9 protein-coding genes are annotated in these 13,846 nt (G+C 72.2%); 6 read left to right on the top strand and 3 right to left on the bottom strand.

All coding sequences use genetic code 11. From position 1 onward, the window contains the following. Positions 1-143 precede the first annotated feature (143 nt). Both polA and AB0C62_RS37895 read left to right on the top strand, forming a co-directional pair. Positions 144-2,870, top strand: a complete 2,727-nt coding sequence (gene polA, locus AB0C62_RS37900; RefSeq protein WP_362981208.1) for a DNA polymerase I — start codon at positions 144-146, stop codon at positions 2,868-2,870. A 390-nt stretch (positions 2,871-3,260) separates the two neighbouring features. Further along, positions 3,261-4,256: a serine hydrolase gene (locus tag AB0C62_RS37895; protein ID WP_362981206.1), complete on the top strand. Its 996-nt coding sequence runs from the start codon at positions 3,261-3,263 to the stop codon at positions 4,254-4,256. On the opposite strand, the gene AB0C62_RS37890 is transcribed toward AB0C62_RS37895, so the two are convergent. Then, positions 4,177-5,031, bottom strand: coding sequence for a DUF4184 family protein (locus tag AB0C62_RS37890; RefSeq protein WP_362981204.1), 855 nt, complete (start codon positions 5,029-5,031; stop codon positions 4,177-4,179). The genes AB0C62_RS37895 and AB0C62_RS37890 overlap by 80 nt on opposite strands. 280 nt (positions 5,032-5,311) lie before the next feature. Between AB0C62_RS37890 and AB0C62_RS37885 the strand changes: the two genes are divergently transcribed. The 3 genes from AB0C62_RS37885 (at position 5,312) to AB0C62_RS37875 (ending at position 8,359) form a co-directional block, all read left to right on the top strand. Beyond that, positions 5,312-7,036 (top strand): lytic transglycosylase, encoded by a 1,725-nt coding sequence (locus AB0C62_RS37885; RefSeq protein ID WP_362981202.1) that lies wholly within the window; start codon positions 5,312-5,314, stop codon positions 7,034-7,036. Between the two features lie 170 nt (positions 7,037-7,206). Beyond that, positions 7,207-7,341, top strand: coding sequence for an SPW_0924 family protein (locus AB0C62_RS37880; protein WP_355869885.1), 135 nt, complete (start codon positions 7,207-7,209; stop codon positions 7,339-7,341). A gap of 25 nt (positions 7,342-7,366) precedes the next feature. Next, positions 7,367-8,359, top strand: coding sequence for a DUF3068 domain-containing protein (locus AB0C62_RS37875; RefSeq protein WP_362981200.1), 993 nt, complete (start codon positions 7,367-7,369; stop codon positions 8,357-8,359). On the opposite strand, the gene hrpB is transcribed toward AB0C62_RS37875, so the two are convergent. Both hrpB and AB0C62_RS37865 read right to left on the bottom strand, forming a co-directional pair. Further along, entirely contained in the window at positions 8,349-10,940 is a 2,592-nt protein-coding gene (gene hrpB, locus AB0C62_RS37870; protein ID WP_362981198.1) for an ATP-dependent helicase HrpB, read from the bottom strand. The genes AB0C62_RS37875 and hrpB overlap by 11 nt on opposite strands. 143 nt (positions 10,941-11,083) lie before the next feature. Next, on the bottom strand, positions 11,084-11,944 hold the full coding sequence (locus AB0C62_RS37865; RefSeq protein WP_362981196.1) for a class I SAM-dependent methyltransferase: 861 nt from the start codon (positions 11,942-11,944) through the stop codon (positions 11,084-11,086). A gap of 321 nt (positions 11,945-12,265) precedes the next feature. On the opposite strand from AB0C62_RS37865, the gene rpsA reads away from it, so the two are divergent. Next, a complete protein-coding gene (rpsA, locus tag AB0C62_RS37860) occupies positions 12,266-13,774 on the top strand; it encodes a 30S ribosomal protein S1 (protein ID WP_362981194.1) in 1,509 nt (502 codons plus the stop codon). Positions 13,775-13,846 lie beyond the last annotated feature (72 nt).

Genomic DNA, 13,846 nt, shown 5'->3' with positions numbered 1-13,846 from the left:
ATCGGTGTGCGTCTCCTGGTAGCTCTTCGATCCTCGCACGCGTGGCCGGAAGCGCCGGTGGCGGGCCGCGGGATTTCCGGCCCGGGAGAGCGGGGCGGGCCGGGGCGGCTCTCGATGTCAGTGGACCGTGGCAGGATCGGGGTGTGGCAGAGACAGCATCGAAGAAGACCGAGAAGACCGCAGGTACGGGCCGCCCGCGCCTGATGCTCATGGACGGGCACTCGCTGGCCTACCGCGCGTTCTTCGCGCTGCCCGCGGAGAACTTCACGACCGCGACCGGCCAGCCGACGAACGCCATCTATGGTTTCGCGTCGATGCTGGCGAACACGCTGCGCGACGAGGCGCCCACGCACTTCGCGGTGGCGTTCGACGTGTCGCGCAAGACGTGGCGCTCCGAGGAGTTCACCGAGTACAAGGCGAACAGGTCGAAGACCCCGGACGAGTTCAAGGGGCAGGTCGAGCTGATCGGTGAGGTGCTGGACGCGATGCACGCGCAGCGGTTCGCGGTCGACGGCTTCGAGGCCGACGACATCATCGCGACGCTGGCGACGCAGGCCGAGGCCGAGGGCTTCGAGGTGCTGATCGTCACCGGCGACCGTGACTCCTTCCAGCTGGTGTCCGAGCACACGACGGTGCTGTACCCGACGAAGGGGGTCTCGGAGCTGACCCGGTTCACTCCGGAGAAGGTCTTCGAGAAGTACGGGCTGACGCCCGCGCAGTACCCGGACTTCGCGGCGCTGCGCGGTGACCCGTCGGACAACCTGCCGGGCATCCCCGGTGTCGGTGAGAAGACGGCCGCGAAGTGGATCAACCAGTTCGGTTCGTTCGCGGACCTCGTCGAGCGGGTGGACGAGGTCAAGGGCAAGGCCGGCCAGAACCTGCGCGACCACCTGGAGGCGGTGAAGCTCAACCGCCGGCTCACCGAGATGGTCAAGGACGTCGAGCTGCCCCGGACGGTCACCGACCTGGAGCGCGTCGCGTACGACCGCACGGCCCTCGCGATGGTCCTGGACACCCTGGAGATCCGGAACCCGTCGCTGCGTGAGCGGCTCCTCGCGGTCGATCCGGGCGCCGAGGAGGCCGAGGAGAAGCAGCCGGCCGCCCCGGGCGTCGAGGTCGACGGCGCGGTGCTGGGCGCCGGCGAGCTGAAGCCGTGGCTCGCCGAGCACGGCTCGGCCGTCCTCGGCATGTCCACGGTCGACACCTGGGGGCTGGGTACGGGCTCCGTCGCCGAGGTGGCGCTGGCCGCGGGCGCGGGGCCGGCCGTCTGGTTCGACCCCGCGCAGCTCGACGCGGCCGACGAGAACGCGTTCGCGGGATGGCTCGCCGACCCGGCGCACCACAAGGTCCTGCACAACGCCAAGGGCGCGATGCGGGTCTTCGCCGAGCACGGCTGGACCATCGAGGGCGTGACGATGGACACCGCGCTCGCCGCCTACCTGGTCAAGCCGGGCCGTCGTTCCTTCGCGCTGGACGCGCTGTCCCTGGAGTACCTGGGGCGTGAGCTGGGACCGGCCGCGGCGGTCGACGGACAGCTCGCCTTCGGCACGGACGAGCGGGCCGAGGCCGACGCGCTGATGGCGCAGGCCCGCACGATCCTCGACCTGGGCGAGGCGTTCGAGGGGAAGCTCCAGGAGGTCGGCTCGGCCGACCTGCTGCGGGACGTGGAGCTGCCCACCTCCAGCCTGCTCGCCCGTCTGGAGCGGCACGGCATCGCGGCGGACAGGGCCCATCTGGAGGCCATGGAGCAGATGTTCGCGGGCGCCGTGCAGCAGGCGGTGAAGGAGGCGCACGCGGCGGCCGGGCACGAGTTCAACCTCGGCTCGCCCAAGCAGCTCCAGGAGGTCCTCTTCGGCGAGCTGGCCCTGCCGAAGACGAAGAAGACGAAGACGGGCTACACGACGGACGCGGACGCGCTGGCCTGGCTGGCCGCGCAGACCGACAACGAACTGCCCGTGATCATGCTCCGGCACCGTGAGCAGGCGAAGCTGCGCGTCACGGTCGAGGGCCTGATCAAGTCGATCGCCGCGGACGGCCGGATCCACACGACGTACAACCAGACGGTGGCGGCGACCGGCCGCCTGTCGTCGACCGATCCGAACCTGCAGAACATCCCGGTGCGCACCGACGAGGGCCGCGCGATCCGCCGGGGGTTCGTGGTGGGCGAGGGCTTCGAGTCCCTGATGACCGCGGACTACAGCCAGATCGAGCTGCGGGTGATGGCCCATCTGTCCGAGGACGAGGGCCTGTTGGAGGCGTTCACCTCCGGCGAGGACCTGCACACCACGGTGGCCTCGCAGGTGTTCTCGGTGGAGCGGTCCGGTGTCGACGCGGAGATGCGCCGCAAGATCAAGGCGATGTCGTACGGCCTGGCGTACGGGCTGTCGGCGTTCGGTCTCTCCCAGCAGCTGAACATCGAGGCGGGCGAGGCCCGTGCGCTGATGGACACGTACTTCGAGCGGTTCGGCGGAGTGCGGGACTATCTGCGCCGGGCGGTCGACGAGGCCCGTGCCACGGGTTACACGGCGACGCTCTTCGGGCGCCGCCGCTATCTGCCCGACCTCAACAGCGACAACCGGCAGCGCCGTGAGGCCGCCGAGCGCATGGCGCTCAACGCCCCCATCCAGGGCACGGCCGCCGACATCGTCAAGATCGCGATGCTGAACGTGGACCGGGCGCTGCGCGAGGCGGACCTCAAGTCCCGGATGCTCCTTCAGGTGCACGACGAAATCGTCCTGGAGATCGCCCCCGGGGAGCGCGAGCGGACGGAGGAGCTGCTGCGCCGCGAGATGGCGTCCGCGGTCCGGCTCCGTGCTCCGCTCGACGTCTCGGTCGGCTCGGGCCCCGACTGGGAGTCCGCGGCACACTGACCGCCTCGCGACCGACGGCCGCGGGCCCGACACCTCTCGGGTGCCGGGGCCGCTCCCGTCGGTCGTCTCCGCCTGCCGGGAGGGCGCGCCCCCGCGCCCGTCCGTCAGGGACAGGACGCGCGGGGGACGAGCAGCCGGACAGGATCTCCGCGCCCCGACAGGCGGGGTGCGGGCGATCCACGTTCCGGGCGCCCGCCCGTCCACGTCTCTCCCTGCTCCGACTGACGCCCGGCGCGGGGTGCCCACGTCGCCCGGCACCCCACAGGCCCCCGGCGAGCTGGCCGCCCCGTGCCGCCCGTCACCCGCGTTGCCCACAGTCGTCGGCTGTGGTGTCACTCGCGTGGCTCTCGCAGCGGGCCCACCGTGCGGGGGGCCCGTAAGGATGCGGGCATGGGTATACGCACGCTCCACCGCCGTACGGCCATGTCCGCGACCGTCGTGGTCGCGACCGTGACGGTGACCGCGGCCGTCGTCCCGGTGCTGCTCGCGCCGGTGCCCGCGGTCGCCGCGAACGCCGGTACCGCCCAGGTGCCGGCCGTCTGCCGTGCCCCGCGGGACCCCGACCTCGCGGCCCGGATGTCCCGCGACCTCCAGGCGGCGCTGTCGGCCCGCCGGGGCGCGGTGTCCGTCGCGGTGCACGACGACAGCTCCGGGCTCAGCTGCGCGGTCGCCAGTGACCGGCAGTACGACGCGGCGAGCATCGCCAAGGTGATGATCATGGAGGGTGCGCTGCGGCGGGCCGAGAGTCTGCGGCGCCGGCTCACCCGCTGGGAGGTGGCCAACGTCCGCCCGATGATCACCCGGTCCGACAACGCGTCCGCCGTGCGTCTGTGGACCGACCTCGGCCGCGGTTGTCTGTCGCGCTTCCTGAGCCGGGCCGGGACGAGCCGGACGGTCCTGGGTCCGAAGGGCTACTTCGGTCTGACCCGCACCACGGCCGATGACCAGATGCGCCTGCTGGACGTGCTCACCGACGCCCGCTCGTTCCTGAAGACCCGCGGCTACGGCCTGCGGCTGCTCACCGAGGTCCGCGGCGACCAGCGCTGGGGGGTGCCCTCCGGGATGCCGCGCGGTCTGACCGCCCACCTCAAGAACGGCTGGCTGCCCCGCGCCACCCACGGCTGGCGCGTCCACAGCGTCGGCGCCTTCACGGGCCCCGCCCGCACCTACCGCATCGTCGTCCTGACACACGACAACCCGACGATGGCGTACGGGGTCCGCACCATCGAACGCATCGCGCAGGCCGTGCACCGCGGCCTCGCCCGCGGACGCGGCCTGCCCCCGACTCCCGCCCCCGAGGCGGCGGTCAGCGAGCGGTCGGACGGCTCGGCTCCGTACGGGCCGCTGCCGGGCTGGGACGAGCCGGAGCAGGGCGCCACACCCTGACCCCCACGGCGTACAGGCCGAGACCGAGGACCAGTCCCGCGCCGCCGCCGAAGCACAGGGTCGGGATCAGCTCCCACGGCTTCGCACCGGGCCCCCGGTACGCCCACCAGCGCACCGCCCGCTGCACCGCGCCCGCCAGCGCACAGCCCCCGACGACCGCGCAGGCCGGCCACCGGTCGGCGGTGGACAGCACGGGCACCCCGAGGGCCGGGCCGGCCGGGGTGCGGCGCAGCGCGGCCACCGTGAAGCCCACGATCACGACGGCCGCCACCGCCGAACTGCCGTACTGGAGGTACCAGTAGAGCGGCGCGCCCGCCAGGTCCCGGCCGAGGACGGGGAAGAGCCGCACGCCCCACCGGTCGTGATGCGTGAACGCGTCCCACACCACATGCGTCAGCGCGCCGAGCGTGGCCGAGACGTACCACCACAGGGCCGGCTCCGGACGCGGCCGGCTCCGCGGTGCCCCGCAGCGCACCAGCCGGGCAGGCCGCCCCTGCAGGGCCGCCGGAAGCAGCGCGACGAGCGGCTCCCGCACGCCCAGCCACGCGCCGACCAGGGCCCACGCGATGAGTACGTCGACGGTGAACACCCCGGTGAACGCGTGGGTGAAGGAGCCGAACTCCATCGCACCGGGCAGCACACTCGCCGCGTAGTAGGTCAGGTCGGGGGAGAAGGAGCCGGCCACGAGGACGGCGGGAACCAGCCGGCCGCGCCCGCTCCCGTCCCCGCGCAGCGCAGGGAGGACCGCCGCCGCGTGACTGAGCGTGAAAGGCAAGTCGTCCCCCTGTGGCGACTGTTGGCCCGGTATGTCCGGCCGGTTGATCACTGACGGCCATTATGGAGGACGGCGGGACATGGCCAAGTGGTGAATATCGGGCGCGAACGGGTCCCCGCGCGACGGAAGTTGTCGTAGGGTCGCCTGGGTCACCGTGCCGGGGAGCACGGTCGAACAGCGGGAGAACACGAGAGCGGCGGGACGCGCACCGGGACCGGGAGCGCACTGACATCGGAGAGACGGCAGGCTCGCCCGGCCGTCGGTGGGAGGGGTTCACTCAATGGCGGCGCAATTCGGCAGGAGGCTGCGCACAGGCGCGGCTACCACCGCTGTGGCCGCGGTCGCGGTCGCTGCTCTGTCCGCGTCGCAGGCGCCCGGAGTGACCGCCGACGACCACGGAAGACAGACCACCGGAGCCGACGTCGGCCAGGACGCGAGCGCCACGGGTGACGACGGCAGCGCGACCGGCAACTCGCGGTACTACACGGACCTGCCGCCGCTCGACAGCCCGAAGCCCTCGCCGACCGCCGGTAGCGGGACGCCGGCCGCCACGGGCGCCGCGGAGGCGGGCATTCCCGCGAGCGTCCTCGACGCCTACAAGAGGGCCGAGGAGTCGCTGCGCGCGTCCAAGCCCGGCTGCAACCTGCCCTGGCAGCTGCTCGCCGCCATCGGCAAGGTCGAGTCCGGGCAGGCCCGCGGCGGCCGCGTCGACGCGAGCGGCACGACCCTGTCGCCGATCCTCGGGCCCGTCCTGAACGGCAACGGCTTCGCCAGCATCAGCGACACCGACCATGGCGCGTACGACGGGGACAGCACGTACGACCGCGCGGTGGGCCCCATGCAGTTCATCCCCTCCACCTGGGACTGGGCGGGCCGCGACGGCAACGACGACGGCAAGAAGGACCCCAACAACATCTACGACGCGGCCCTCGCCGCCGGGCACTACCTGTGCCGCTTCGACCACGACATGTCGGTCCAGGCGCAGATGAACCAGTCGATCCTCAGCTACAACAACTCGACGGCGTACCTCAACACCGTCCTGTCGTGGCTGGAGTTCTACCGCAGGGGCACGCACGAGGTGCCGGACGGCACCGGCACGCTGCCCTCGCACCACAGCGACGACGCGACCACGCCGAGCCCTGGGGCCGGCCCCGGCACCACGCCGCCCGCGTCCTCGCACCCCGGCCACCCGTCGAAGCCGTCCAAGCCCACGCCGCCCCCGACGACGCCGCCCACCAACCCGCCGACCACGCCCCCCACCACGCCGCCTCCCACCACCCCGCCGACGCCCACCGAGACGGTGGACCACCTGGCGGACGGGGGCAGCGGGAAGCTCACCGCGACGGCGGGGGGCGCCTTCGCGCAGAAGATCGTGGTGCGGACCGAGGACAAGTCCGACAAGGCCGTGGCGCGGGTCCGGGTCCGCTTCACCATCGTCGGCGACACGGACGCCACCTTCACCGGCGGCGAGAACGTCGCCGTGGTGATGACGAACGGGCTGGGCACGGCCACCGCCCCCGGGCTCGTCGCGGGCGAGAAGACCGGCGACTTCACCGTCCGCGCCACCGTCGTGGGCCGCACCCTGGCCGGCCTCGACCACAAGGCGACCGTCACCGCACGTCAGGCAGACACCCTGGCCCGCACCGGTGACACCGCGCTGACCTGCGTGCCCGGCGGCGAGTTCGCCGACCAGGTCGAGGTGAAGGCCACCTACAAGGGCGCCGTCGCCGGCAAGGTCGCCGCCACCGCGACCCTCGTGAAGTCCGCCGACGACGCCACCGAGAACGACAAGGGCCCCTCCTTCAAGGACGCCGACGGCAAGACCGTCCGCACCCTGAAGGACCTCACCACGGACGCCGACGGCCTCCTCAAGCTGCCGAAGCTGTACGCCGACGACACCACCGGCACCTTCCTGCTCCGCATCACCACGACGGGCGGCGCGACACTGACCGTCGAACTCACCGTCGCCGCCGCACCCGAGGCGTCGCAGACGCCCGCCGCCTGACGGCGAGCACGGCCCGCTCACGCGTTCAGGGCGCCCCTCCGTCACCGGCGGAGGGGCGCCCTGCCGCGTTGTGCGCGTGAGGTGCTGTGCGACGTGTTCTCATCTCACGCGCCCGTTGCTACGGTGCCGGACCTGACGATGTATCAGCTCCTGGCCCTCGGGAGGCCCGCATGCGTGCCCTCATCGCCGCCGCGACCGGCTTCGCCGTGGCGCTCGCGCTGGTCCTGACCATCACGGCCATGGGCTCGCCGGCCGGCCAGACCTCGCCGAAGCCGATGCTCACCACCGTCCCCAAGCACCCCTGACCCACGCACCGGGAGGGCCGTCGAGATGCGCCGCAAGGCAAGCCTGATCCTGCTCGCGCTCGCCGTGTTCTTCACGGCGCTGTCCCCGCTGCTGCGCTGGTACGCGTTCCCGCGGCTGGCCAAGGTCCCCGCCGACCAGTACCAGGACATGGTCCTGGAGGCGAAGGACGCGACCCTCCTCGACTACGGCACCATGCAGGCGAAGAAGGTCCCCAAGGTCACCATCGTGCAGACCCTCAAGGGCAACGTCGACGCCTCCGAACGGATCGAACGCACCGCGGGCCGCGACGTCGTCGTCTGGGACTCCCTCTCCTACGTCCAGGGCCCCGACGGGAAGATGGTCTCCAAGCTCCCCGAGCGCTACATCTTCGACGCCCACAGCCAGGACCCCGTCCACGCCACCGGCGAGTCCGTCGACGGCGACCCCGTCACCCGCGAGGGCATCGAGTTCAAGTGGCCCTTCCGGACGGAGAAACGGGACTACGAGTACTTCGACGCGCAGACCCGCACCTCGGCGCCGATCCACTACGAGAACACCCGGACCTTCCGGGGCGTCAAGGTCTACTACTTCGAGCAGACCATCCCCTGGACGAAGGTGACGTTCCCCAAGATCATGCCCGTCCAGGGCATCACCCCGGAGTCCGTCGCCAAGACCGGCACCACCCGCTGGTACACCACCGTCCGCAGGTTCTGGGTCGAACCGCTCACCGGAGCACCCGTCTACGGCGAGGAGATCCACAAGGAGGAGCTGCGCGGCGGCACCCTTCTCGGCGGCCGGGACAAGGTGACCGCCTTCTCCGGGCACGTGAAGATGCGCGAGGACTACATCGAGCACACCGTCGACCTGGTCAAGTCCAACCGCACCCTCATCCTGCTGCTGACCTCGTACCTCCCCTGGGGCTTCCTCGCCCTCGGCGTCGCCCTGCTGGCCCTGTCCCTCTACCTGGAGGCCCGCGGCCGCAGGCCCGACGACACCGCACCGGCCCCGGCCACCGACCCCGAACCCGTCAGCGCCTGAGCCGCGCGTTCGTGTACCGCGTCGGCTCCGCGGTCGCCGGGTCCTCGGGCCACGGATGCTTCGGATACCGGCCCCGCAGTTCCGCCCGCACGCCCTTGTAGCCGTCCTTCCAGAAGGAGGCCAGGTCGGCCGTCACCGCGGCGGGCCGCCCGGCGGGGGAGAGCAGGTGCACCAGCACCGGGACCCCGGCGACGGCGGGCGACGCCTGCAGACCGAACATCTCCTGCAACTTCACGGCGAGCACCGGCTGTTCGGGATCGCCGTAGTCGACGCGGATCCGTGAACCGCTCGGCACCCCGATCCGCTCGGGCGCCAGCTCGTCGAGCCGGCCCGCCTCTCCCGTGGACCACGGCAGCAGCCGGTTCAGCGCCTGCCCGGCGTCGATCCGCGCCAGGTCCGCCCGCCGCCGGGCCCGGCTCAGCTCCGGCTCCAGCCACTCCTCCACGCGCGCGTGCAGCGCCTCGTCGGAGACGTCCGGCCACGGGGCGCCGAGCCGTCGGTGCACGAACGCCAGCCGCTGCCGCAGCACTTCGGCGTCCGCCGACCACCGGAGCAGCCCGAACCCCTCCTCCCGCAGCCCCTCCAGCAAGGCCTCCCGTACGAGCCCGGAGTCGGCGTTGCGCAACGGCCGCACCGCCAGCTCCACCGCGTCCAGCCGCTCCACCCGCCGCGCGACGACATCACCCTGCGCCCAGTGGACCTCGTCGCCCTCGGAGCGCAGTCCGGCGGCGGCCCGCCGTGCCGTGCCCTCGTCGGTGACCGCGGCGAGCCGCACGCGCGCGTGTCCGCTCCCGACGGGACGGTCGGCGACGGCCACCGCCAGCCAGGGAGCACCCCGCAGCGCCGAACCCTCCCCGACGTCGGCACGGGTGCCGTTGACCATGAGATGCGAGGCGCCCTGCACGCGCGCGAGGCGCTCGGGGAACGCCAGCGCCGCGACGAGCCCGACCACGCGGTCGTCCCCGGGCGCCGACCCGTGCCCCGTCCCGTCGCCACGCTCTCCGTCGCCGGTGTCGGCGGCCTTCCGGGAGGGCGCGGCGGCGGACGACAGCCCGCGGCTCGCCCCGGAGCCCGCGTCGGCCGCGGCCGACCTCAGCCTGCGGGACTCGGTGCGCCAGCGGGACGCGTAGGCGTCACCGCCGCGCCGAGCGGCGCGCCAGGCCGCGGCCAGGTCGTCGCCGTACTCGCGCGGCGGCTCCTCGCTCAGCAGCGCGACCACGTCGGCGGCCCGCGCCGCGCCCACCTCCGGTGCCGCGTCCAGCAGCGCCCGCGCGAGCCGGGGATGCAGGCCCAGCCGGGACATGCGGACACCGCGCTCGGTGGCCCGCCCGGAGGCGTCGACCGCACCCACCGCGGACAGGACGGACCGGGCCGCCGCCATCGCCCCGCCCGGCGGCGGATCCAGCAGGGCCAGCCCCGTCGCCTCCGGGTCGCCCCAGCAGGCCGCCTGGAGCGCGAACGCCGTCAGATCGGCCACCTTGATCTCGGGCGCGGGGAAGCGCGCCAGCCGGCCGTCCTCCGCCTCCGCCCAGCACCGGTACACCGCGCCCGGCGCCTCCCGCCCGGCCCGCCCCGCCCGCTGCCGTCCGGCGGCCTGCGAGGCCCGTACGGTCGTCAGCGCGCTCAGGCCGCGCGCGTGATCCACCCGTGGCTCGCGCGCCAGCCCGGAGTCCACCACCACGCGCACCCCGGGAACCGTCAGCGACGACTCGGCCACCGACGTCGCGAGGACCACCCGGCGCCGCGCGGCCGCCGTGAGCACCGCGTCCTGCACGGCGGCCGGCGCGCGCCCGTGGACCTGGAGGACGTCGACGTCGCCGAGGCCGCCCAACTGTCCCGCGACCCGCGCGATCTCCCCGACGCCGGGAAGGAAGCACAGGACGTCACCCGTCCGTTCGGCCAGCGCCCGCCGCACCGTCGACGCCACATGCGTCAGGAGCGCCGGGTCCACCCGCATCCCGTGCGGCGGCCGGACCGGACGAGCGGTCGGGGCCCACACCACCTCGACCGGATAGGAGACACCCTGCGCCTCGACGACCGGGGCGTCCCCGAGCAGCCGGGCCCAGCCTCCCGCGTCCGTCGTCGCGGACGCGGCGACCAGCCGCAGCTCGGGACGGAGCGCCGCCCGCACGTCGAGAAGGAACGCGGCCACCGTGTCGGCGTCCAGATGGCGCTCGTGACACTCGTCCAGCACGACGACGTCGACGTCCGACAGCTCCTGGTCCCGCTGGAGCCGCTGGAGCAGGACACCCGTCGTGACGACCTCCACGCGCGCGTGGCGACCGACCACCCGCTCCCCGCGCACGGTGAAGCCGACGCTCTCACCGACCTGCTCGCCCAGCAGCCACGCCATCCGCCGCGCCGCCGCCCGGGCCGCGATCCGCCGCGGCTCGGCCACCACCACCCGGCGCGGCGGGCGCCCGTCGTCCAGCAGCCCGGCCAGCGCCAGCGGCACCAGCGTCGTCTTGCCGGTGCCGGGCGGCGCCACCAGCACCGCCCCGCCGTGCCCCTCCAGGGCGTCGTCGAGACCGGGCAGGGCACCGCGTACGGGCAGGACGTCCAGGGCGTCGTAACGGATCACGCCCCCAGTCTCGTACGCGCGTCAAACCGGGTGCTCACGCGCGCGTGCGGCGCGTGAGCACCCACGCGCGCGTGCGCGTTCTCTCCTCTATCGCCCCTCTATCGCCGCTGTCTCCGTACGCCGCTGTCCTCGTCCCGCCCGGCTCAGTCCCGTTCGCACACGAAGATCGCCGTGCCCGGGATGAGGTTGCCGCGCAGCGGGGACCAGCCGCCCCACTCCTGGGTGTTCCAGGCGGGCCACTCCGGCTCGACGAGGTCGACCAGACGGAAACCGCCCGCCACCACGTCCCGTACCCTGTCGCCCACCGTCCTGTGGTGTTCGACGTAGACCGCGCGGCCCTCGTCGTCCTGCTCCACATACGGGGTGCGGTCGAAGTAGGACGCGGACACCGACAGACCCTCGGGACCGGGCTCGTCGGGGAACGCCCAGCGGATCGGGTGGGTGACGGAGAAGACGAAACGGCCGCCCGGGCGCAGCACCCGGCGCACCTCGCTCAGCACCAGCACCTGGTCGGCGATGAACGGCAGCGCTCCGTACGCCGAGCACGCGAGGTCGAAGGAGGCGTCCGCGAAGGGCAGCGCGCAGGCGTCCGCCTGCACGAGCGGTACCCCGCCGCCGATCCGCAGCGCGTGCTGGAGCTGGCGGTGCGAGAGGTCCAGGGCGACCGGGCGCGCGCCCTGGCCGGCCAGCCAGCGGGAGCACTGCGCCGCACCGGCGCCGATCTCCAGGATGTCCTTGTCCTTGAGATCCTCCGGTGGGCCGAGCAGCTCGGCCTCCACCTCGTCGAGGCCCTCGGGGCTCCACACGAACCGGTCGTCACCGAGGAACGTGCCGTGTTCGATCTGGTACTCGTCCGCGTTCCGGTCCCACCAGCCCCGGTTCGCCCGCGAACTCTCGGTGAGATCGGCGGCGCGTCGGGTGGCTTCCGGTTCGAACGGTTCGGGCTCTTGGATGATCGGCTCCCTCGTCGTACTCTTCCGTCCAACCCGTCTCGGGCGTGTCACGGCAGAGGTGTTCGGCTGCCCGCGTGGCCTCGTGAGACAGGTCTTGTGCCGGGATTGCGGCGATCCGCCCCGGGTGTGCGCCTTCGCGCATTGACCCTGCCCGGCTGCCCCCGTATGCTACAAGTTGCGCTGCGGGCCTGCGCTCCTCAGACGTAGCAGGTAACGCTCGCATCTGTATGTATGTCCCCTCGGTTCTCGAGGCGCCACCGGTGTTTTTCCGGGTTCGGCGTTTCTTTGGCTGTCCGGCTTCTACAGGGCGAAACGGGCTCCCGGCGTAAGCAGTACCTACGACTCACTGTCCGTACCGGAGCCCTTTCCCACATGACGAGCAGCACCGAGACCACCTCTACCACGCCGCAGGTAGCGGTCAACGACATCGGTAACGAGGAAGCTTTCCTCGCCGCGATCGACGAGACGATCAAGTACTTCAACGACGGCGACATCGTCGACGGCGTCATCGTGAAGGTCGACCGGGACGAGGTCCTGCTCGACATCGGTTACAAGACCGAAGGTGTCATCCCGAGCCGCGAGCTCTCGATCAAGCACGACGTCGACCCGAACGAGGTCGTCAAGGTCGGCGACGAGATCGAAGCCCTTGTTCTCCAGAAGGAGGACAAGGAAGGCCGCCTGATCCTCTCGAAGAAGCGCGCCCAGTACGAACGCGCCTGGGGCACCATCGAGAAGATCAAGGAAGAGGACGGCATCGTCACCGGCACCGTCATCGAGGTCGTCAAGGGTGGACTCATCCTTGACATCGGCCTCCGTGGCTTCCTGCCGGCTTCCCTCGTCGAGATGCGCCGTGTCCGCGACCTCCAGCCCTACGTGGGCAAGGAGCTCGAGGCCAAGATCATCGAGCTGGACAAGAACCGCAACAACGTGGTCCTGTCCCGCCGTGCCTGGCTGGAGCAGACCCAGTCCGAGGTTCGCCAGACGTTCCTCACGACCCTGCAGAAGGGTCAGGTCCGCTCCGGCGTCGTCTCCTCGATCGTCAACTTCGGTGCCTTCGTGGACCTGGGTGGCGTCGACGGTCTGGTGCACGTCTCCGAGCTCTCCTGGAAGCACATCGACCACCCCTCCGAGGTTGTCGAGGTCGGCCAGGAAGTCACCGTCGAGGTCCTCGACGTCGACATGGACCGCGAGCGTGTCTCCCTGTCGCTCAAGGCGACGCAGGAAGACCCGTGGCAGCAGTTCGCCCGGACGCACCAGATCGGTCAGGTCGTCCCGGGTAAGGTCACGAAGCTCGTTCCGTTCGGTGCGTTCGTCCGCGTGGACGAGGGCATCGAGGGTCTGGTCCACATCTCCGAGCTGGCCGAGCGCCACGTGGAGATCCCGGAGCAGGTCGTCCAGGTCAACGACGAGATCTTCGTCAAGGTCATCGACATCGACCTCGAGCGCCGCCGCATCAGCCTCTCGCTGAAGCAGGCCAACGAGGCCTTCGGTGCCGACCCGGCGTCGGTCGACTTCGACCCGACCCTGTACGGCATGGCCGCGTCGTACGACGACCAGGGCAACTACATCTACCCCGAGGGCTTCGACCCGGAGACCAACGACTGGCTCGAGGGCTTCGAGTCCCAGCGTGAGGTGTGGGAGACGCAGTACGCCGAGGCGCAGACGCGCTTCGAGCAGCACCAGGCCCAGGTCATCAAGTCCCGCGAGGCCGACGCTCAGGCCGAGGCCGAGGGCGCCAGCACCTCCACCGCGGCTCCGGCCGCGTCCGGTGGCAGCGGCGGCGGTTCGTACTCCTCGGAGTCGGACGACAACTCCGGCGCCCTGGCGTCGGACGAGGCCCTGGCGGCTCTGCGCGAGAAGCTCGCCGGCGGCCAGAGCTGAAAGGCTCCCCGCTAGGCAGTAGCTGAAAGAAGTGGGGGGGGCGCCGGCACGCTCGGGGCCCCGGGCGAGGGG

Source organism: Streptomyces sp. NPDC048643 (assembly GCF_040650615.1).
Lineage (GTDB): Bacteria > Actinomycetota > Actinomycetes > Streptomycetales > Streptomycetaceae > Streptomyces.
Note: the sequence above shows the minus strand (reverse complement) of the source record. Positions and strands in the feature narration are given on the sequence as shown.

Coding starts and splice junctions, on each gene's coding strand:
- AB0C62_RS37895 (WP_362981206.1), top strand. CDS start 3,261: ATGGGTATACGCACGCTCCACCGCCGTACGGCCATGTCCGCGACCGTC.
- AB0C62_RS37885 (WP_362981202.1), top strand. CDS start 5,312: ATGGCGGCGCAATTCGGCAGGAGGCTGCGCACAGGCGCGGCTACCACC.
- AB0C62_RS37880 (WP_355869885.1), top strand. CDS start 7,207: ATGCGTGCCCTCATCGCCGCCGCGACCGGCTTCGCCGTGGCGCTCGCG.
- AB0C62_RS37875 (WP_362981200.1), top strand. CDS start 7,367: ATGCGCCGCAAGGCAAGCCTGATCCTGCTCGCGCTCGCCGTGTTCTTC.
- rpsA (WP_362981194.1), top strand. CDS start 12,266: ATGACGAGCAGCACCGAGACCACCTCTACCACGCCGCAGGTAGCGGTC.